The sequence below is a fragment of the Thioclava sp. F1Mire-8 genome (genome assembly GCF_002213165.1).
GTDB lineage: Bacteria > Pseudomonadota > Alphaproteobacteria > Rhodobacterales > Rhodobacteraceae > Thioclava > Thioclava nitratireducens.
Genome location: NZ_NBNY01000003.1, coordinates 297,760 through 318,361, shown reverse-complemented (window position 1 = coordinate 318,361; position 20,602 = coordinate 297,760). Strand labels below are relative to the sequence as shown.

Genomic DNA, 20,602 nt, shown 5'->3' with positions numbered 1-20,602 from the left:
GGTGTTACCTGCGTTGGATAACCCACGCAACAGGCACCCGGATGACCGACACGCTGACCTTTCTCGGGCTTGAATCGAGCTGCGACGATACGGCGGCGGCGATCGTGCGCCTCACGGATGGCAAGCCGGAAATCCTCTCGAGCGTCGTCGCCGGGCAGACCGATCTGCATGCGGCCTTCGGTGGCGTGGTCCCCGAAATCGCCGCGCGCGCCCATGCGGAGAAGCTCGATCTCTGCGTCGAAGAGGCGCTGGAGCAAGCCGGGCTTGGGCTCGGCGCATTGGATGGCATCGCCGTGACGGCGGGTCCGGGGCTGATCGGCGGGGTGATGTCGGGGGTAATGTGCGCCAAGGGGCTCGCAGTTGGGGCAGGTCTGCCTTTGGTTGGCGTCAACCATTTGGCGGGCCATGCGTTAACCCCGCGCCTGACCGACGGGTTGGAGTTTCCCTATCTCATGCTGCTCGTCTCCGGCGGGCACTGCCAGTTCCTGATCGCGAAGGGGCCGGAAGATTTTTCGCGGCTCGGCGGCACGATCGACGACGCGCCAGGCGAGGCCTTCGACAAGGCAGCGAAACTGATGGCACTGCCCCAACCCGGCGGCCCCTCCGTCGAGGCCGAGGCGCGCAAGGGCGATCCCAAGGCTTTCGCCTTCCCGCGGCCCCTTCTGGATCGGCCCGGCTGCGATATGTCCTTCTCCGGGCTGAAGACGGCACTGCTGCGCGCCCGCGATCGGGTGGTCGCGGAGCATGACGGGCTGCCGCGCCAGATCCGCGCCGATCTTTGCGCCGGTTTTCAGCAGGCAATCGCGGATGTTCTCGTCGAGAAATCGCGTCGTGCCTTGGCGGAATATCTAAAGCTTTCGCCCGCCAATCCCGGTTTCGCGGTCGCAGGTGGCGTCGCGGCAAATCAGGCCATTCGGGCCGGATTAGAGACTGTTTCACAAGAAATGGGCGCCGAATTCGTGGCCCCTCCTTTAAAGCTTTGCACCGATAACGCGGCGATGATCGCGTGGGCCGGGATCGAACGGTTCCGCAGCGGCGCGCAGGACGGGATGGATCTGGTCGCCCGCCCGCGCTGGCCGCTGGACCGGAGCGCCGCGCCGCTTCTCGGATCGGGAAAGAAAGGGGCGAAGGCATGACGATTTCGATCTTGGGCGCGGGCGCTTTTGGCACCGCGATGGCGGTGAGCCTCTCTCAAAACGGACCGGTGACCCTCTGGGCGCGCGATGCCGAGCAGGTTCGGAACATGCAGGCAAGCCGGGAGAACTCGCGCCGCCTTCCGGGTGTGAAGCTGCCCGAAGACATCACTGTTTCGGCAGACATCGAGGACGCGCTCGCCGCCGAGACGCTGCTTCTCGCGATGCCAATGCAGAAGATGGCCGGGTTTCTCGATGCCCATTCCGAGACGCTCGCGGGCAAAACCCTGGTCTCCTGCTCCAAAGGAATCGACCTCTCCACTGGCCAAGGGCCGACGGCCCTGATCCGCGCCAAGGTGCCCGGCGCCCGCGCCGCCGTGCTGACGGGGCCGAGTTTCGCAGCCGATATCGCGCGCGGTCTGCCGACCGCCCTGACGCTTGCCTGCGCCGATCATTCCGAGGAATTGCAGGCCGAGCTGTCGACGCCGACGCTGCGGCTTTATCGCACGACCGATACGACCGGGGCGGAACTCGGCGGTGCGCTGAAGAACGTCTACGCGATCGCCGCGGGCACCGTGATCGGCGCGGGGCTCGGGGACTCCGCGCGCGCCGCGCTGATGACCCGCGGCTTCGCCGAAATGTTGCGGATCGCGACGGAACTGGGTGCGCGGGCCGAGACGCTGTCGGGTCTGTCGGGCTTCGGCGATCTGGTGTTGACCTGCACCTCGACGCAGTCGCGCAATTTCCGGTTGGGCTGCTCGATCGGGTCCGGCGAAGGCTTCGATCCATCGATCACCGTCGAGGGCGTCGCGACCGCCGGGGCCCTGAACAAGCTGGCGCATCGGCGGGGGCTGGAAATTCCCGTCGCCGCGATGGTTCTTGCGCTTACCGAACGAACAATCAGCGTGGACGAGGCGATGCAGGCCCTGCTCGCCCGCCCCTTGAAGGAGGAATGAGATGTATTTTGCCGTGATCTGCCGCGACAAACCCGGCGCCCTGCAAACCCGGTTGGACAATCGCGAGGCGCATCTCGCCTATATCGAAGAGACCGGCGCGGTCTTCATGGCGGGCCCGTTCATCGAGAATGAACAGATGGTGGGTTCACTCGTGATCCTCGAAGTCGAGAGCCTCAAAGCCGCGCAGGATTGGGCGGCGAACGATCCCTATGCCAAGGCGGGCCTGTTCGAGGATGTGCAGGTCAAGGCGTGGAAAAAGGTGATCGGCTGATGCGGTACTGGCTGTTCAAATCGGAACCCAACAAGTTTTCCTGGGACGATCTGGTCGCCAAGGGCGATACGGGCGAGGAATGGGACGGCATCCGCAACTATCTCGCGCGCAACAACATGCGCGAGATGAAGATCGGCGATCGCGGCCTGTTCTATCATTCGAATATCGGCAAGGAGGTCGTCGGCATCTGCGAAGTCGTCGCCGAGAGCCATCCGGATTCGACGACCGACGATCCGCGCTGGGATTGCGTGGATCTCAAGGCGGTGCGGCCGTTCACCAAGCCTGTCACGCTGGCCGATGTGAAAGGCGAGCCGCGCCTGTCGGAGATGTCGCTCGTCACCTCGATGCGGTTGTCGGTTCAGCCCGTCACGGAAGAAGAATGGAAGATCGTCTGCGACATGGGCGAGACCGATCCGAACTGAGCCGGAAAAACTGGAGGGTTCCGGCACCTCGGCCAGAACCCTCCGTCACCCCGCGCGCACCCCTGCGCACCACGTGAAACAAAATCTCGGGTCTGGCCGTCCTAGCCTCTCTGATCTCCGTATATCCAAAGAAATGCTCGTGCAAATGGCATCTGCGGACAATACTCTTAAAATTCATAGCGTTAATGCAGAATTCACGCGGGAATAGGGCAGTTGCCAAGGGACGCCGCCGCGCTAATCTAAGCCCATGCAACCGGTCATTCTCGTCGCACATGGATCCCCGTCAGAGCCTGAAACTCAGGAAAAGTCCCTGCTGTCCTTGGCCGAAAAGGTTGCAGCAGAAAGCTCCGGGCGCTCGATAGACGCGGCGACGCTCGCGAATCCGGGGGCTTTGGAGGCCGCTTTGGCGCGGCACGAAAACCCTTTGATTTATCCCTATTTCATGGCCCAGGGATGGTTCACAAAGACCGAACTTCCGCGACGGCTGGCGGCTGCGGGATCTGATGCGCGCCAGCTCGATCCGTTCGGCGTCGATCCGGCGCTGCCAGATCTGCTGACCAAGGTCATTTTCGAGGCGCGTGAGTCAGAAGATGTCCCGACCGACTCGCCGGTGATTCTCGTGGCGCACGGGTCGAAAATCTCGCGGAAATCGCGCAATTCGGTTTACGACATGGCGGAAACTCTGGTCCGGAATCCGCTCATGCCGGAGATTCATGTAGCCCTGATCGAGGAGCCGCCCTACCTTGAAGACGTGGCCCGCGCACACCCGGATGGCGTGTGTTTGCCGTTCTTCGCGCTGCGGGCAGGACATGTGACAGGCGATATTCCTCAGGCGTTGCAGGCGGCTAGCTACCGGGGGAGCCTTTTGCCCGAAATCGGGGCGCATCGTGAGGTTCCCGTCCTGATTGCACAGGCGATTTCGCGAGGCTGATCACGATCCTTCACGGACTCGTAGATTGTCACATAGCTGTTACATAATGTTTGCATAAGCGTCACCGAAGACGCCTAGGACCGCGCTGAGGCCACACGACGGCCCAAATTTCAGAACACTGGGAGTGATCTATGAAATCGTTCAACCTCGCCGCTTCCGCGATCGCGATCGTCGCCGTTTCGGGCACCGCCGCCATCGCGCGTGACAACATCCAGGTCGCCGGTTCCTCGACCGTGCTGCCCTACGCCTCCATCGTCGCCGAAGCTTTCGGCGAAAACTTCGATTACCCGACCCCGGTCGTGGAATCGGGCGGCTCCTCGGCTGGCCTGAAGCGCTTCTGCGAAGGCGTTGGCGAAAACACGATCGACGTCGCGAACGCTTCGCGCAAGATCAAGGACAAGGAAGTCGCGACCTGCGCCGACAACGGCGTCACCGACATCATGGAAGTTCGCATCGGCTATGACGGCATCGTCTTCGCGTCGCAAAAAGACGGCCCGGCCTTCAACGCGTTCACGCCCTCGGACATCTTCAACGCGCTCGGCGCGAAGGTCCTGAAGGACGGCAAGATCGTCGACAACAGCTACGCCAAGTGGAACGAGTTCAACTCGGACCTGCCGGATGCCGACATCGTCGCTTTCATCCCGGGCACCAAGCACGGCACCCGTGAAGTCTTCGAAGAGAAGGTTCTGGAAGCTGGCTGCGAAGCCACCGGCGCCAAAGAAGCCTTCATGGCTTCGGGCATGGACGACAAGTCTGCCAGCAAAGCCTGCATGGAAGTCCGCACCGACGGCAAGGCTGTCGATATCGACGGCGACTACACCGAGACCCTCGCCCGCATCGGTTCGAACCCGAACGGCATCGGCGTCTTCGGTCTGGCATTCTACGAGAACAACACCGACAAGCTGAAAGTCGCGACCATGTCGGGCGTCGAGCCTTCGACCGAGACCATCGCGTCGGGCGACTACCCGGTGTCGCGTCCGCTCTACTTCTACGTCAAGAAAGCGCATATCGGCGTGATCCCCGGCCTGAAGGAATACGCTGAGTTCTTCGTCTCCGACGACATGGCTGGCCCCGACGGCCCGCTCGCTCAATACGGCCTCGTCGCCGACCCGGAACTGGCGAAGACCCAGAAAGCCGTGGCGAACGAAGTGACCATGGGTTCGGGCTCGTAATCGAGACCGCTATCTTCAGGGGGCGGCATATTTCGCCGCCCCCTTTTTCCTTTTTGGTAATTTCCAACTGGTGGGGCTGAAATGCCTGTTTTGTGGATCGTTGTGATCGTGGTCGTGCTGGCGGGAGTCGGCTTCGTGATGGGTCGAATGCGCGCGCTGCATTCGGCGGGCGAAGACCGACGTTCCCTGCACAGTTTGCCGAATTATTACGGCTTCAACGTCGCGATGTTCACCGCGGTCCCGGCGCTTCTTCTCCTTGTGGTCTGGATGGTGGCACAGCCGCTGATCGTGAATGCTCGCGTCTCCGCCGAGATTCCGGAAACGTTGCTGGAAGGCTCGAACATGAGCCTCGTGATGTCGGATGTCCGGCGCGTCGCCGACGGGCTCGATATCGCGATTTCGGAAGGCGCGCTGAGCGCACGACAAGCCGCGAATCTCGATCTTCAGACCACGGACCTGCGCGACGTTCTCGGCTCGGTCGGTGTCGCGCTCGGCTCCAATGTCGATCCGGCGACGCTGAAGGCGGCACAGACCTACCGCGATATGACCTCGACCGGTGATCTGGCGATGACGATCTTCGTCCTTCTCGCCGCAGCCGCGGGTTTCGCCGTCACCTATATACGCACGAACAAGGACTTTCGTGCCCGCAACACGGTGGAGCACGGGGTTCGCGTTCTTCTGATCGCCGCCGCCTCGATCGCGATCCTGACCACGATCGGTATCGTCCTCTCGCTTGTCTTCAATACGATCGAGTTCTTCCGCCTCTATCCCATCACCGATTTCTTCTTCGGCACCACCTGGTCGCCGAGCTTCGGCGGCGGGTCGGAGCTGGGTATCCTGCCGCTTCTCTGGGGCACGCTCTACATCTCGCTCGTGGCGCTTCTCGTAGCGGTTCCGATCGGGTTGTTCGCGGCCGTCTACCTGTCGGAATACGCGACGAAATCGGTGCGTAGCGTCGTGAAACCGCTGCTCGAAGTGCTCGCCGGGATCCCCACCATCGTGTACGGCCTTTTTGCCCTGCTGACCGTCGGACCCTTCTTGCTGTCGATCTTCGGCCCCTCGGGTCCGACCGCTGCGATGGCAGATGGCGGCTGGATGCATGCGGGCACGGCGGTGATGACCGCGGGTCTGGTGATGGGCATCATGCTGATCCCCTTCGTCTCCTCGCTGTCCGACGACATCATCAACGCGGTGCCGCAATCGCTGCGCGACGGCTCCTACGGCCTCGGCGCGACGAAATCCGAGACGATCAAGCAGGTAATCCTGCCCGCCGCCCTGCCCGGCATCGTCGGCGCGGTGCTCCTTGCGACCTCGCGCGCCATTGGCGAGACGATGATCGTCGTGCTGGGTGCAGGCGCCGCCGCGCGCCTCAGCATGAACCCGTTCGACGCGATGACCACCGTCACCGCCAAGATCGTCTCGCAGCTCACCGGCGATGCCGATTTCGCTTCCCCCGAGGCGCTGGTCGCCTTCGCGCTCGGCATGACGCTGTTCGTCCTGACGCTGGGGCTCAATATCTTCGCGCTCTACATCGTGCGCAAATACCGGGAGCAATACGAATGAGTGATGCGACCCAACACGGCGCAAGCCAGCCCGCGACACGTTCGCTGCATCATGTCGATGCCCGCACGAAGCGCCGCAACGCCTCCGAGAAGCGTTTCAAAGCGCTCGGCATCGGTGCGATCGGGATTGGTCTCGCCTTCCTCGTGATCCTGCTGGTGACGATCGTCTCCAACGGTGCAACCGCATTCCAGCAGACCTTCATTCAGGTGCCGGTCTACCTAGACGCCGCGAAGCTCGACAAGAAGGGCAACCGCGACCCGGCGGATCTTAAGAAGGCCACCACCTTCACCTACAAACCGCTGATCGAGAAAGGGCTTCTCGACGCGGTGGAGAAATCCGGCGCGACAACCGATCTCGCCAAGGCGAAGGACATGAAGAACCTGATCTCGGCCTCTGCCGCGAGCCAGGTGCGCGATACGGTCCTCGCCGACCCGTCGCTGATCGGCCAGACGGTGAATTTCGAGATACTCGCATCCTCGCGGGTCGACAGCTATCTCAAGGGCCGGGTGCATCGCGACGAGATCGCCAAGGACAAGAACATCACCGTGGCGCAGCTCGACCTCGTCGATCAGCTTCGCGACGCGGGCATCATCCACAAGAGCTTCAATTGGGATTTCATCTTCGGCGCCGACGCCTCGGACAGCCGCGCCGAGCAGGCCGGAATCGGGATCTCGATGCTGGGCTCGTTCTACATGATGCTCGTGGTGCTGGTTCTGGCCCTGCCGATCGGGGTCGCCGCCTCGATCTATCTCGAAGAATTCGCACCGAAGAACCGCTTCACTGACCTGATCGAGGTGAACATCTCGAACCTCGCCGCAGTGCCGTCGATCGTCTTCGGTATCCTCGGCCTCGCGGTGTTCATCCAGTTCGCGCATCTGCCGCAATCGGCCCCGCTGGTCGGTGGCCTCGTGCTGACGCTGATGACCCTGCCGACGATCATCATCTCAACCCGCGCCGCGCTGAAAGCCGTGCCGCCCTCGATCCGCGACGCGGCGCTCGGCATCGGCGCGTCGAAGATGCAATCGGTCTTCCACCACGTTCTGCCGCTGGCGATGCCCGGCATCCTGACCGGCACGATCATCGGTCTGGCGCAGGCCTTGGGCGAGACCGCGCCGCTCCTGCTGATCGGGATGGTCGGCTATATCGCAACGAACTCGCCGGACGGGTTCTGGGACGGCTTCGTCTCTCCCAACTCCGCCATGCCTGCGCAGATCTACGAATGGGCCAAGCGCGCCGACCCGGCATTTTACGAACGCGCCTGGGGAGGTATCATCATTCTACTGATCTTCCTTTTGGGCATGAACATCATCGCCATCATCCTTCGCCGCAAGTTCGAGCGCCGTTGGTAAGGGAGTGCGAGACATGGAAGACATGAGCCTGACGGAGAGAGCCGTGACCACTGACGACATCAAGATCACCGCACGCAACGTGCAGGTCTACTACGGCGACACCCACGCGATCAAAGACGTCAATGTCGACATCCTCGACAAGACTGTCACCGCCTTCATCGGCCCCTCTGGCTGCGGGAAATCGACCTTCCTGCGATGCCTGAACCGCATGAACGACACGATCGACGTCGCCCGCGTCGAGGGAGAAATCCTGCTCGATGGCGAGGACATCTACGACAAGCGCGTCGATCCGGTGCAGCTGCGCGCCAAGGTCGGCATGGTGTTCCAGAAACCGAACCCCTTCCCCAAATCGATCTACGACAACGTCGCCTACGGCCCGAAAATCCACGGCCTGACCAAAAACAAGGCCGAGCTGGATCAGGTGGTCGAGGATTCGCTACGCAAGGCCGCGCTGTGGAACGAAGTGAAGGATCGCCTCCACGCTCCCGGGACCGGGCTTTCCGGCGGCCAGCAACAGCGCCTGTGCATCGCGCGCGCCGTCGCGACCTCGCCGGAAGTGCTGCTGATGGACGAGCCCTGCTCGGCGCTCGACCCGATCGCGACCGCGCAGGTCGAGGAACTGATCGACGAACTTCGGGCGAATTTCTCGGTGGTGATCGTGACGCACTCGATGCAGCAGGCCGCGCGCGTCAGCCAGAGAACCGCGTTCTTCCACCTCGGGAATCTCGTCGAATACGACGATACGGACAAGATATTCACCAACCCGTCCGACAGCCGGACGGAAAGCTACATTACCGGCCGGATCGGCTGAGGAGGCAAATAATCATGAGCGAGCATATCCTTTCCGCCTTCGACCGCGACCTTGAAGCCGTGCAGGCCCTGGTCGTGAAGATGGGCGGCCTCGTCGAGGAACAGATCCTCGAAAGCGCCCGCGCCCTCGAAGTGCGCGACCTCGAACTGGCCGAGCAAATCCGCGCCCGCGACCGTGCGGTCGACGAACTGGAAGAGAAGATCAACGAAGAAGCCGCGCGCCTGATCGCCCTGCGCGCACCCGCCGCACGCGACCTGCGCATGGCGCTCTCGGTCATCAAGATCTCGGCGAGCCTCGAGCGCGTCGGCGATTACGCGAAAAACATCGCCAAGCGCACGCAGGTTCTGTCCGACGGCCCGCAGATTACCGGCACCGCCACCGCGATCCGCCGCATGGCGGGCACCACGGAAGCGATGCTGAAGGACGCGCTCGACGCCTATATCCAGCGAGACGCGAAACTGGCCGCCGATGTGCGCGAGCGCGACCTCGAAGTCGACCAGATGTACAACGCGCTGTTCCGCGAATTCCTGACCTACATGATGGAAGACCCGCGCAACATCACGCCCTGCATGCACCTGCATTTCATCGCGAAGAATATCGAGCGGATGGGCGACCACGCGACGACGATCGCCGAACAGGTGATCTATCTCGTGACCGGCGAAATGCCGGAGGATGCGCGTCCGAAAAGTTCCAGCGTGGCCTGACCGGAGACCCTGAAAAATGTCGCCAGCCCAACAGCCCTGCGTCCTCGTGGTCGAAGACGAAAACGCCCAGCGCGAAGTTCTCAGCTACAACCTCGAAGCCGAAGGGTTTCGCGTCGTGATGGCGGAGAACGGCGACGAGGGCCTGCTGTTCGTGAAGGAAGAAAAGCCCGATCTGATCGTGCTCGACTGGATGCTGCCCAACGTTTCCGGCATCGAGATCTGCCGCCGCGTGAAGGCCAATTCCGACACGCGCAACATCCCGATCATCATGCTCTCGGCGCGCTCGGAAGAGGTGGACCGGGTGCGGGGTCTGGAAACCGGCGCAGACGACTACGTCGTGAAACCCTATTCGGTAGTCGAGCTCATGGCGCGGGTGCGCACGCAACTGCGCCGCACCCGCCCCGCGACGATGGGTGAACGGCTGAGCTTCGAGGACATCATCCTCGACGCCGAGGAACACCGCGTCTTCCGTAACGGCCAGCCGCTGAAACTCGGGCCGACAGAGTTCCGGCTGCTGTCCACGATGATGGAAAAACCGGGCCGCGTCTGGACCCGCGACCAGCTGCTCGACCGGGTCTGGGGACGCGACATCTATGTCGACACCCGGACCATCGACGTCCATGTCGGGCGGCTCCGCAAGGCACTGATGGCGAATGGTGGAGATGATCCGGTGCGCACGGTGCGCGGCACGGGTTACGCGCTAGGATAAAGCGACAAAGGCGCGCGGATCACCGCGCGCCTTTTTCAAATCATTCCTTCAGGCAGAGCTTGCACGCGGTGAGCGCCGCCATGTTCAGGATATCGTTCACCGTCGCGCTCGTGGAACAGAGCTGCACGGCATGGCTCGTCCCGGTCAGGATAGGTCCGATCACGGTCGCGCCCGCCATTTCCTGCATCAGCTTAACCGAGATCGACGCCGAATGCCGCGCGGGCACGACGAGGATATTGGCTGGGCCGGTTAGACGGCAGAACGGATAGTTCTTCATCTGCTCCATGTTGAGCGCCACATCGACGGTCATCTCGCCATCGTATTCGAAATCCACGCCGCGCTGGTCGAGGATTTTCGGTGCGACATGCATCTTCGTGGCGCGCTCCGAAACCGGGTAGCCGAAGGTCGAAAAGGAGCAGAACGCCACGCGGGGTTCGAGCCCGAGCCCGCGCGCCACATGCGCCCCCGCCGTCGCGATATCCGCCAGATCGTGCTCGTCGGGCCATTCATGCACCAGTGTATCGCCGATCAGCACGACGCGGCCTTTGTTCAGCACGGCAGTGATCCCGACCGCGCCATCCGAAGGCCGCGCGTCGATCACCTTGTTGATCAGTTCCAGCACATGCGCCGATTTGCGCGTCGCCCCGGTCACCATCCCGTCGCCATGGCCATGGACCAGCATCAGCGCCGCGAAGACATGCCGGTCACGCGTCGCCATTTTATGCGCGTCCTGCCGGTCGATGCCCTGCCGCTGCAGGCGTTTGTAGAGGAAATCCTTGTAAGTCTCAGTATGCTTGGAATTGGCCGCATTCACTACGCGCAGCTCGCGATAGGCATCGCCCAGACCTGCCGCTTCCAGCTTTTCCTTCACGTCCTGCTCGCGGCCCACGACCAGCGCCTCGCCCATGCCGGAGCGCTGATAGGCCACGGCAGCGCGCAGCACCCGCTCGTCATCGCCCTCGGCGAAGATCATCTTCGCCTGCGCCTGACGCGCGCGGCTGTGGATGCCCTGCAGGATAGAGGCGGTCGGGTCCATCCGCGCCTTCAGGCTTTGGGCATAGCCTTCCATGTCGATGATCGGACGGCGCGCCACGCCGGTATCCATCCCGGCTTTCGCGACCGCCGGCGGGATCACGTGGATCAGCCGCGGATCGAAGGGCGTCGGAATGATGTAATCGCGCCCGAAGCTCAGCTTGCGCCCATAGGCCATCGCGACCTCGTCGGGCACGTCTTCGCGCGCCAGCTCCGCCAGGGCGTTGGCGCAGGCGATCTTCATCTCGTCATTGATCGCACGGGCGTGAATGTCGAGTGCGCCACGGAACAGGTACGGAAAGCCGAGGACGTTGTTCACCTGGTTCGGATAGTCCGACCGCCCCGTCGCCACGATCGCATCGGGACGCACCGATTGCGCCTCTTCCGGGGTAATTTCCGGGTCCGGGTTCGCCATCGCGAAGATAACCGGGTTGTCGGCCATCGACTGAACCATCTCGGGCGTCACAGCCCCCTTGGCCGACACCCCGAGAAACACGTCGGCATCCTTCATCGCCTCTTCCAGCGTGCGGGCATCGGTCACCGCCGCATGGGCCGATTTCCACTGGTTCATGCCCTCGGTGCGGCCCTGATAGATCACGCCCTTGGTGTCGCACATGATGCAGTTGTCGTGCTTCGCGCCCATCGCCTTCACGAGTTCCAGACAGGCGATGCCCGCAGCCCCCGCGCCGTTCAGCACGATCTTGCAGTCCTCGATCTTCTTGCCCGACAGCTCCAGCGCGTTAATCAGACCCGCCGCACAGATCACCGCCGTGCCGTGCTGATCGTCGTGAAACACCGGGATGTCCATCAACTCCTTGAGCCGCTGCTCGATGATGAAACATTCCGGTGCCTTGATATCCTCGAGGTTGATCCCACCGAAGGTCGGCCCCATCAGCTTCACTGCGTTGATGATCTCTTCGGCATCCTCGGTATCGAGCTCGATATCGATCGCGTTCACATCGGCGAAGCGCTTGAAGAGAACCGCCTTGCCTTCCATCACCGGTTTCGAGGCTAGCGCCCCGAGATTGCCCAACCCAAGAATGGCCGAGCCGTTCGAGATCACCGCGACCATGTTCCCCTTCACGGTGTAGTCGTAGGCGAGCTCGGGGTTCTCCGCGATCGCCTCCACCGGCACGGCAACGCCGGGGCTGTAGGCCAGCGACAGATCGCGCTGCGACGTCATGGGCTTCGACGCCGTGATGTCGTATTTCCCCGGATGCGGGTCGAGGTGATAGGCCAACGCCTCTTCGGGCGTGATACGGTTCTTGCTGGGCATTGGGCCGGTGCTCCTCCTGCAGGTCCGAACCGGTTTAACGTCCCGCGATCCGTCACTCAACGGAATTGCGCCCGAATCCGGGGTTTTGTAGGGTCGCGCGACCAGCAAATGGGGGGCACATGGCCAAGCCGACCGTCACACCGATGATGGAACAGTATCTGGGGATCAAGGAGGCCAATCCGGGCGCACTCCTGTTCTATCGGATGGGTGATTTCTACGAGATGTTCTTTCAGGACGCGGTCGATGCTGCGGCCGCGCTCGACATCGCGCTGACCAAGCGTGGTCAGCACATGGGCGAGGATATCGCGATGTGCGGCGTCCCCGTGCACGCGGCCGAGGGCTATTTGCTGACGCTGATCCGAAAAGGCTTCCGCGTGGCGATCGCCGAGCAGATGGAAGACCCTGCCGAAGCGAAGAAGCGCGGGTCGAAATCCGTCGTGAAACGCGATGTGGTGCGGCTGGTCACGCCCGGCACGCTCACTGAGGAAAGCTTGCTGGAGGCGCGCCGCCACAACTTCCTCGCTGCCTGGGCCGAGGTGCGCGACGAAGCCGCGATTGCGTGGGTCGATATCTCTACCGGCGAGTTCCGCGTGACGCCATGCCCGCTGTCGCGGCTGGGCCCCGAGCTTGCCCGGCTTGCGCCTCGTGAAGTGCTGGTCAGTGAAGCGAAAGAGGCCGATTGCGCCGAAATAGTCTCTGATATGCGAGCCGCAATGACGCCCTTGTCGCGGGCGAGCTTCGACAGTCAGGCGGCCGAGACGCGGCTTCTGTCGCTCTATTCCATCGGCTCGCTCGATGCGTTCGGCAGTTTCACCCGCGCCGAGATGGCCGCGATGGGGGCGATCGTCGATTACCTCGAGATCACGCAGAAAGGGAAACTGCCCCTGCTGCGCCGTCCCGTGCATGAAGACAGCGGCGCAGCGATGCAGATCGACGCCGCGACGCGCCGCAATCTGGAATTGACGCAGGCACTTTCGGGCGGGCGCGACGGCTCGCTCCTGAATGCCATCGACCGCACCGTTACGGCAGGCGGCGCGCGGCTTCTGGAACGCCGGATCTCCGCCCCGTCCCGGAGTCTGACCGAAATCCACGCGCGGCACGATTCCGTGCGTTTTCTGCTGGAACAGGGTCGATTTTCTGAAGATATCCGCGCCGATCTGAAGCGCTGCCCCGATATGGATCGAGCGCTTTCGCGCCTCGCCCTCGACCGCGGCGGCCCGCGCGACATGGCCGCGATCCGCAACGGGTTGGCGCAGGCCGAGCGGATCGCCGAAGCGGTTTCCGCCGTCGAGGCCCCGCCACTGCTTGCCGAGGCCACCAAGGCACTGATGGGCCATGACGACCTCACCGCCCTTCTGGATACGGCGCTCATCGCGGAGCCCCCGCTTCTTGCGCGCGACGGCGGCTTCATTGCGGCAGGCTACGACGAAGATCTCGATCAGACGCGCCAGCTGCGCGACGAGGGCCGTGGCGTGATCGCGAAAATGCAGGCGGAATATATCGAGGCAACGGGGATCAATTCGCTCAAGATCAAGCACAACAACGTGCTGGGCTACTTCATCGAAACCACCGCCACCCATGCCGAGAAGATGCTTGCCCCGCCGCTGTCGGAGCGCTTCATCCACCGTCAGACCACTGCGAACCAAGTGCGCTTCACGACGGTCGAACTGAGCGAGATCGAGACCCGCATTCTGAACGCCGGAAACCATGCGCTTGAGATCGAAAAAAGGCTCTATTCCAGCCTGAGACAAGCAATTCTTGACCGCGCGGGTCCGATCAACGAGGCCTCGCGCGCACTTGCCGAAATCGACCTCGCCAGCGCTTTCGCGACGCTCGCGCGCAACGAAGACTGGGCAGAACCCACAGTCGATGACAGCCACGCTTTCGAGATTGAAGGCGGGCGGCATCCGGTCGTCGAAGCCTCGCTCAAGAAATCCGGCGAGCCGTTCATCGCGAATGACTGCGAACTGACCGAAGGCGCGACCCCCGCGATCTGGCTGCTCACCGGTCCGAACATGGCCGGTAAATCGACCTTCCTGCGTCAGAACGCCCTGATCGCGCTTCTCGCACAGGCAGGCAGCTTCGTTCCGGCGAAATCCGCCCATATCGGTCTTGTGTCACAACTCTTCAGCCGCGTCGGCGCGGCGGACGATCTGGCGCGGGGCCGGTCGACCTTCATGGTCGAGATGGTGGAAACCGCCGCGATCCTCAATCAGGCCGATGACCGCGCTCTGGTGATCCTCGACGAAATCGGCCGCGGAACGGCAACCTATGACGGGCTCTCGATCGCCTGGGCGGTCATGGAGCATCTGCACGCGTCCAACCGCTGTCGAGCCCTCTTCGCGACCCATTACCACGAGATGACCGCGCTGTCGGCCAAGCTAGACGGCGTCGAAAATGCGACTGTCGCGGTGAAGGAATGGGAAGGCGAAGTGATCTTCCTGCACGAGGTTCGCAAAGGCGCCGCCGACCGCTCCTATGGCGTTCAGGTCGCACGGCTCGCCGGGCTTCCGCATTCCGTCGTGGAACGCGCGCGGATCGTGCTCGATGCGCTGGAGAAGGGCGAACGCGAAGGCGGTGGCAAGAAACAGGCGGTGATCGACGATCTGCCGCTATTTTCAGTGTCTAACACACCGCAACCCGCCGCCCCGCCAACCGGTCCGTCTCCGCTGGAGGAACGCCTGAAATCGCTCATTCCGGACGACATGACACCGAAAGACGCGCTCGACGCCCTCTACGAGCTTCGCGCGCTTCTCACGGAGTAGTCTTCCTCTTCTTGATGGAAATATCCCGGGGGTCTGGGGGCAGTGCCCCCAGCCTTACCGATCAGGATTTCGGAGTGGAGCTGACGCCCACTTTCGCCGGCCGCAGAAGCCGGTCGTGGATCATGAAGCCGTTCTCCATGACCTGGATGATGTCGCCGGCCTTGGTGCCGGGCGCGGGCGCTTCGAACATCGCTTCATGCATCTGCGGGTCGAACTTCTCGCCGACTTCAGGCGCAACGGTGGTGATGCCGTGACGAGCGAACACGTTGAGCAATTCGCGCTGGGTCAGTTCGACCCCTTCGAGGAACGGCCCGGCCTGCGAACGCACGTCCTCATTCGCGGCCTCGAGCGCACGCGACAGCGCGTCGAACACCGGCAGCATGTCGCGCGCAAGACGCGTCCCGCCGTAATTCGAGGCTTCCTGACGCTCTTTGTCGGCCCGTTTGCGTGCGTTCTCGGCATCTGCCAGCGCACGCATGAAACGGTCGCGATAATCGTCGCGCTCCGCACGCAACGCCTCGAGCTCGTCGGCTTCATAAGACATCACGTCTTCAAAACTCTCGTCGATATGCGCCTGATCCTCGGCAATCTCGTCTTTTTTCTCGCTCATGCCATTCATCCTTTGCCCTGGCCGGAGATCATCCGCCCGACCAGTTGCGCTGTGTAGTCCACGATCGGCACGATGCGCCCGTAGTTGAGCCGGGTCGGCCCAATCACGCCCACCGCACCAATGATCTTTCGGTCAGCGTTCATATATGGAGAGACAACCAAAGAGGAACCCGAAAGAGAGAAAAGTTTGTTCTCTGAGCCAATAAAAATACGCACACCTTCGCCATCCTCGGCCAGATCGAGGAATTCGGCGATGTCGCGCTTCCGCTCGAGATCGTCGAATAGCGAGCGGATGCGGTCGAGATCGTCTTCAGAGCCCAAGAGGTTGGCGCGACCACGCACGATCAGCCGTTCGTAGCGCTCGCCCTTGTTCTCCCAAGCGGCCAGACCGCTGTCGATCAGTTCAGTCGCGAGCGAATCGATTTCGTTACGGTGATTTGCAATCTGGCGGGCGATGTGGCCCCGCAGCTCGGACAGGGTTCTTCCCTCCGCCATCGCGTTGAGGAAATTGGCGGCCTCCCGCATCGACGAAGGCGTCTGTCCCAGCGGCGGCGTGAAGACGCGGTTCTCTACCTGCCCGTCCGCGAAGACGAGCACCACCAGTGCACGGTCGGGCGCCAACGAAACGAATTCGATATGGCGGATCGGGGCCTCGTGTTTGGGCGTGAGAACGAGGCTCGCGCCCTGCGTCATTCCCGAAAGCGCGCTCGACACTCGGTCCAACAAAGACCCTACATCGCCTGAATTCGCGCCCATCGTTGCATCGAGCGCCGCGCGGTCCTCGTCCCCGAGGTGGTTCACTTCCATCACCCCGTCGACGAACAACCGCAGACCCATCTGGGTCGGAACGCGCCCCGCAGAGACATGCGGGCTGTCCAGAAGCCCGAGATATTCGAGGTCCTGCATAACGTTGCGGATCGTCGCCGCCGAGACCTTCTCGTTCATCTCTCGGGTCAGACTGCGCGAGCCCACGGGACCGCCAGTCGTCAGATAGCCTTCGACCACCCGGCGAAACACTTCGCGGGAGCGGTCGTTCAGTTCAGAAAGAATATCGTTCTGGTCACTCATCGCGCTTCATCCAAGCTGACTTAAAGCCGCGCGAAGCCGAAGGTCAATCTCGGCTCGGGGGTTGCATCGCTGCGCATGGGCGATCAAATGGGGTGAATTCAGTAGAAAGGACCCCACGATGCGCCCTTCCGGCAGAGAGTTAAGCGAACTTCGCCCGATTTCAATCGATACCGGGGTTACGAAACACGCAGAAGGGTCATGCCTCATCAAAATGGGCGACACCCATGTGCTGTGCACCGCCACCATCGAGGATCGCGCCCCATCCTTCCTGAAAGGCTCCGGCCTTGGCTGGGTAACCGCAGAATACGGCATGCTGCCGCGCGCGACCAACACGCGTAACCGTCGCGAGGCCGCGGCGGGCAAGCAAGGCGGAAGAACCGTTGAAATTCAACGACTTATCGGACGCGCTCTACGCGCTGGCGTAGATCGTTCGGCGCTTGGCGAGCGTCAGATCGTCGTCGATTGCGATGTGATCCAGGCCGATGGCGGCACGCGTTGCGCCTCGATCACCGGCGGTTGGGTCGCGCTGCGTCTCGCAGCGAACAAGTTGATGAAATCAGGCGCCTGCACCTCGGATCCGCTGCTCGACCATGTCGCAGCCTTGTCCTGCGGCATTTATGCGGGCCAGCCGGTGGCCGATCTCGACTATGCCGAGGATAGCGAAGCGGGCACCGACGGGAATTTCATCATGACCGGGCGCGGCAAGCTCATCGAAGTGCAGATGTCGGCCGAAGGCGCGACCTTCTCGCGCGAGCAGATGGATCGGCTTCTCGATTTGGCCGAGGAAGGCGCGGCGAAGCTCGTCGAAGCGCAGAAAGCGGCGATCGGATGAGGAGCTTCACCGAGAAGAAGCTGCTGGTCGCGACCCATAACGCTGGGAAGCTCGAGGAGATCAAAGCTATCCTCGCGCCTTTCGGCGTCGAGGTGGTCGGCGCGAAGGAAATGAACCTACCCGAGCCGGAAGAGACCGAGAGCACCTTCGTCGGCAATGCCCGGATCAAGGCGCACGCCGCTTCCAAGGCGACGGGCCTGCCCGCCTTGGCTGACGATTCCGGGATTGAAGTCGACTGTCTCGACGGGGCGCCGGGCGTTTATACCGCCGATTGGGCGACGACCCCGAACGGTCGCGATTTCACCATGGCGATGGAGAAGACGTGGAAGGCTTGCGATGATATCGAGGCCCCCTCGCCACGGACTGCGCGGTTCCGCTCGACCCTGGTTCTCGCCTGGCCCGACGGGCATGACGAAGTGTTCGAAGGCCGCGCCGAGGGTCAGCTGGTCTGGCCAATGCGCGGCGCGCTTGGCCATGGCTACGACCCGATGTTCCAGCCCGAGGGCTACGATCTCACCTTCGCGGAGATGGACCCCGCGCAGAAGAACGAGATTTCGCACCGTGCGGACGCTTTCCGCAAATTCGTTACGGTATTCGAGGCGAAATGACCGAGGATTGGCGGCACGGGGGGTTCGGCCTCTACCTTCACTGGCCATTCTGTGCTGCCAAATGCCCTTATTGCGACTTCAATTCGCATGTCGCGACCGCCATCGACCAAAAACGATGGCTCTCTGCCTATCTCAGCGAACTCGACCGCTATGCCGCTCAGACCGAAGGCCGGATCCTCAACACGGTTTTCTTCGGTGGCGGCACTCCATCGCTAATGGATCCCGAGATCGTCGCCGCGATCATCGAACGCATTCGCAGAAACTGGCAAACCAGCAACGATTTCGAGATTACCCTCGAAGCAAACCCCACAAGTGTCGAATCCGGGCGGTTTAGAGCCTTTTCCGAGGCTGGCGTGAACCGCGTCTCGATGGGGATGCAGGCGCTGAACGACGAAGATCTGCGTCGTTTGGGCCGGATGCATTCGGTCGCAGAAGGCCAGAAAGCCTTCGACATTGCGCGCAGGCAATTCGACCGTGTGAGCTTCGATCTGATCTACGCGCGCCAGCACCAGACGATCGAAGATTGGAAGTCAGAGCTGGACGAGGCGCTGCGAATGGCAGTCGACCACCTCTCCCTCTATCAGCTGACCATTGAACCCGGCACCGTGTTCGGTGCGCGGCACGATGCAGGCAAGCTCCGCGGCATTCCCGAGGACGATATCTCCGCCGAAATGTATTTCGCGACGCAGGAAATCTGCGAGAAGCACGGCCTCCCCGCCTATGAAATCTCGAACCACGCGCGCCCCGGCGCCGAGAGCCGCCACAACCTGATTTACTGGCGCTATGGGGACTATATCGGCATCGGTCCCGGCGCGCATGGGCGCCTGACCGAAAATGGTGTCCGTCACGCCACCGATACGCTCAAACAACCCGGCGCCTGGCTTGCGCAGGTGGAAAAGACCGGTGCCGGAGAGAATGAACGCGCCGCCCTGCCCCGCGAAGAGCAGGCAATCGAGTATCTTCTATTCGCGCTACGCCTCTCCGAAGGGCTCGAGATGGAACGGTTCAACACGATCTCGCGTTCACCGCTAGACGAGGCCACGATGCGCCATCTTGAGGATATCGGCATGATCGAGAGAGAGAACGGATTTCTGCGCGCGACGGATCAAGGCCGCCCGGTCCTGAACGCCATCATTCGCGACCTCATCCCCTGATGCGCATCGTCTGGCTCACGCTTGGCATCGTCTCGACCGCCATCGGTATCATCGGGCTGTTTCTGCCGCTTGTCCCTACCGTTCCCCTGATGCTTCTAGCGACGTTCTGCTTCGCGCGGTCCTCCGATCGCCTGCACAACTGGATCATCACCCATCCGCGTTTCGGGCCACAGGTCATCGACTGGCAGGAACGGCGTGCTATCGCGAAACGCGCAAAAATCGCGGCAACAGTGTCTGTTTTCGCGGCTTTTGGCCTGTCGTTAGCCTTCCGGTTGCCAGTCGGCATCTTGGCGATTCAGGGGATTACGCTGCTCGGCGTTCTGATTTTCATCTGGACTCGCCCGAATAGCTGATCAGCCGTTGCTGAGCATCTGGCAAAGACGGTCGAGCTCCTCCAGATCACCGTAGGAAATCGTGATCTTACCGCTTCCATTGCTCGTGTGATCGATCGCGACCTTCATCCCGATCGTCGCGGAAAGATCGCCCTCGAGCGCGCGCGTATCGGCATCCTTCTGGGGCTTCGGACGCGCCTTGCGCTCTTCCCCGCCCTGCTGCTTCTTGGCGAGCTTTTCGACATCGCGCACGGACAGCGTCTTTGCCACGGCTTGCCGGGCCAGACCGACCGGATCCTCAGCGGTAATCATCGCCCGCGCATGACCAGCGGAGAGTTTCCCCTCGCGCAGGTAGCCCTGCACTTCTTCGGGAAGTTGCAGCAGACGCATCAGGTTGGCGATATGACTACGGCTTTTCGACAGCGCCTCGGCCAGCTTTTCTTGTGTGTGGCCGAAGCGGCTCATCAATTGCTTGTAGGCCAGTGCTTCTTCCAACGCGTTGAGGTCGGCGCGTTGAATATTCTCGATAATCGCGACTTCAAGAACTTCCGTGTCGTTGAACTCGCGAATGATGACCGGAAGCTGGTGCAGCTTGGCCATCTGCGACGCGCGCCACCGGCGTTCACCGGCCACGATCTCATAATGATCCGGCTTCGTCGGGTGTTTGCGCACGATAAGCGGCTGAATCACGCCTTTTTCGCGGATCGACGCCGCCAGTTCTTCCAGGGCGGCGGGCTCGAAATCGCGACGCGGCTGGTCCGGGTTCGGCTCGATCTTCTCGACCGGCACATATTGCTCCGGCCGGCGCGGCGACGCTGTTGTCTCTGCTGGATTCAAATCGACATCCGCCATCAACGCCGACAAACCTCGCCCCAATCCACGCTTTTCGCGTTCTTTCGCCATGC

The 20,602-nt window shown here is 62.4% G+C and carries 20 protein-coding genes; 16 read left to right on the top strand and 4 right to left on the bottom strand.

Features of this window, described 5'->3' with window-relative positions; translation table 11 throughout:
* Positions 1 to 41 precede the first annotated feature (41 nt).
* The 11 genes from tsaD to phoB all read left to right on the top strand — a co-directional run bounded on the left by tsaD (position 42) and on the right by phoB (position 10,021).
* Positions 42 to 1,136 (top strand): tRNA (adenosine(37)-N6)-threonylcarbamoyltransferase complex transferase subunit TsaD, encoded by a 1,095-nt coding sequence (gene tsaD / locus B6V75_RS12975; protein ID WP_088719960.1) that lies wholly within the window; start codon positions 42 to 44, stop codon positions 1,134 to 1,136.
* Positions 1,133 to 2,089, top strand: coding sequence for an NAD(P)H-dependent glycerol-3-phosphate dehydrogenase (locus tag B6V75_RS12970; RefSeq protein ID WP_088719959.1), 957 nt, complete (start codon positions 1,133 to 1,135; stop codon positions 2,087 to 2,089). Before tsaD ends, B6V75_RS12970 begins: the two co-directional genes overlap by 4 nt.
* A gap of 1 nt (position 2,090) precedes the next feature.
* The gene (locus B6V75_RS12965; RefSeq protein ID WP_075776711.1) at positions 2,091 to 2,360 is read left to right on the top strand and encodes a YciI family protein; all 270 of its coding nucleotides are present in this window, start codon (positions 2,091 to 2,093) and stop codon (positions 2,358 to 2,360) included.
* A complete protein-coding gene (locus tag B6V75_RS12960) occupies positions 2,360 to 2,782 on the top strand; it encodes an EVE domain-containing protein (RefSeq protein ID WP_088719958.1) in 423 nt (140 codons plus the stop codon). The genes B6V75_RS12965 and B6V75_RS12960 overlap by 1 nt, the downstream gene beginning before the upstream one ends.
* A gap of 319 nt (positions 2,783 to 3,101) precedes the next feature.
* Positions 3,102 to 3,713 (top strand): CbiX/SirB N-terminal domain-containing protein, encoded by a 612-nt coding sequence (locus B6V75_RS12955; RefSeq protein ID WP_168174478.1) that lies wholly within the window; start codon positions 3,102 to 3,104, stop codon positions 3,711 to 3,713.
* A gap of 131 nt (positions 3,714 to 3,844) precedes the next feature.
* Positions 3,845 to 4,885 (top strand): substrate-binding domain-containing protein, encoded by a 1,041-nt coding sequence (locus tag B6V75_RS12950; RefSeq protein ID WP_088719956.1) that lies wholly within the window; start codon positions 3,845 to 3,847, stop codon positions 4,883 to 4,885.
* A gap of 81 nt (positions 4,886 to 4,966) precedes the next feature.
* Complete coding sequence (gene pstC, locus B6V75_RS12945; protein WP_088719955.1) at positions 4,967 to 6,448, top strand: phosphate ABC transporter permease subunit PstC; 1,482 nt, start codon at positions 4,967 to 4,969, stop codon at positions 6,446 to 6,448.
* Positions 6,445 to 7,797, top strand: a complete 1,353-nt coding sequence (pstA, locus tag B6V75_RS12940; RefSeq protein ID WP_088719954.1) for a phosphate ABC transporter permease PstA — start codon at positions 6,445 to 6,447, stop codon at positions 7,795 to 7,797. The genes pstC and pstA overlap by 4 nt, the downstream gene beginning before the upstream one ends.
* Positions 7,798 to 7,810: 13 nt before the next feature.
* A complete protein-coding gene (gene pstB / locus B6V75_RS12935; protein ID WP_075776717.1) occupies positions 7,811 to 8,608 on the top strand; it encodes a phosphate ABC transporter ATP-binding protein PstB in 798 nt (265 codons plus the stop codon).
* 14 nt (positions 8,609 to 8,622) lie between these two features.
* Positions 8,623 to 9,312 carry a phosphate signaling complex protein PhoU gene (gene phoU, locus B6V75_RS12930; RefSeq protein ID WP_199224649.1) on the top strand — a complete coding sequence of 230 codons (690 nt, stop codon included), beginning with the start codon at positions 8,623 to 8,625 and terminating at the stop codon, positions 9,310 to 9,312.
* Positions 9,313 to 9,328: 16 nt separating this feature from the next.
* Entirely contained in the window at positions 9,329 to 10,021 is a 693-nt protein-coding gene (gene phoB, locus B6V75_RS12925; RefSeq protein ID WP_075776718.1) for a phosphate regulon transcriptional regulator PhoB, read from the top strand.
* Positions 10,022 to 10,061: 40 nt separating this feature from the next.
* On the opposite strand, the gene B6V75_RS12920 is transcribed toward phoB, so the two are convergent.
* Complete coding sequence (locus B6V75_RS12920) at positions 10,062 to 12,329, bottom strand: NADP-dependent malic enzyme (protein WP_088719953.1); 2,268 nt, start codon at positions 12,327 to 12,329, stop codon at positions 10,062 to 10,064.
* Positions 12,330 to 12,448: 119 nt separating this feature from the next.
* Between B6V75_RS12920 and mutS the strand changes: the two genes are divergently transcribed.
* Positions 12,449 to 15,094 carry a DNA mismatch repair protein MutS gene (gene mutS / locus B6V75_RS12915; protein WP_088719952.1) on the top strand — a complete coding sequence of 882 codons (2,646 nt, stop codon included), beginning with the start codon at positions 12,449 to 12,451 and terminating at the stop codon, positions 15,092 to 15,094.
* A 61-nt stretch (positions 15,095 to 15,155) separates the two neighbouring features.
* Here mutS and B6V75_RS12910 read toward each other — a convergent pair whose 3' ends face one another.
* Both B6V75_RS12910 and hrcA read right to left on the bottom strand, forming a co-directional pair.
* Positions 15,156 to 15,704: a nucleotide exchange factor GrpE gene (locus B6V75_RS12910; protein ID WP_075776721.1), complete on the bottom strand. Its 549-nt coding sequence runs from the start codon at positions 15,702 to 15,704 to the stop codon at positions 15,156 to 15,158.
* 5 nt (positions 15,705 to 15,709) lie between these two features.
* Positions 15,710 to 16,771, bottom strand: coding sequence for a heat-inducible transcriptional repressor HrcA (gene hrcA, locus B6V75_RS12905; RefSeq protein ID WP_088719951.1), 1,062 nt, complete (start codon positions 16,769 to 16,771; stop codon positions 15,710 to 15,712).
* 118 nt (positions 16,772 to 16,889) lie between these two features.
* Between hrcA and rph the strand changes: the two genes are divergently transcribed.
* Genes rph through B6V75_RS12885 form a run of 4 tightly spaced genes read left to right on the top strand, consistent with a single transcriptional unit; the run spans position 16,890 to position 19,718 of the window.
* Positions 16,890 to 17,603, top strand: a complete 714-nt coding sequence (gene rph, locus B6V75_RS12900) for a ribonuclease PH (protein ID WP_088719950.1) — start codon at positions 16,890 to 16,892, stop codon at positions 17,601 to 17,603.
* Positions 17,600 to 18,211 carry an RdgB/HAM1 family non-canonical purine NTP pyrophosphatase gene (gene rdgB / locus B6V75_RS12895; RefSeq protein WP_075776724.1) on the top strand — a complete coding sequence of 204 codons (612 nt, stop codon included), beginning with the start codon at positions 17,600 to 17,602 and terminating at the stop codon, positions 18,209 to 18,211. The genes rph and rdgB overlap by 4 nt, the downstream gene beginning before the upstream one ends.
* A complete protein-coding gene (hemW, locus tag B6V75_RS12890) occupies positions 18,208 to 19,365 on the top strand; it encodes a radical SAM family heme chaperone HemW (RefSeq protein ID WP_088719949.1) in 1,158 nt (385 codons plus the stop codon). Before rdgB ends, hemW begins: the two co-directional genes overlap by 4 nt.
* Positions 19,365 to 19,718: a YbaN family protein gene (locus B6V75_RS12885; protein ID WP_075776726.1), complete on the top strand. Its 354-nt coding sequence runs from the start codon at positions 19,365 to 19,367 to the stop codon at positions 19,716 to 19,718. Before hemW ends, B6V75_RS12885 begins: the two co-directional genes overlap by 1 nt.
* Here the strand turns inward: B6V75_RS12885 and B6V75_RS12880 are convergent, their stop codons facing one another.
* Complete coding sequence (locus B6V75_RS12880; protein WP_075776727.1) at positions 19,719 to 20,600, bottom strand: ParB/RepB/Spo0J family partition protein; 882 nt, start codon at positions 20,598 to 20,600, stop codon at positions 19,719 to 19,721.
* Positions 20,601 to 20,602 lie beyond the last annotated feature (2 nt).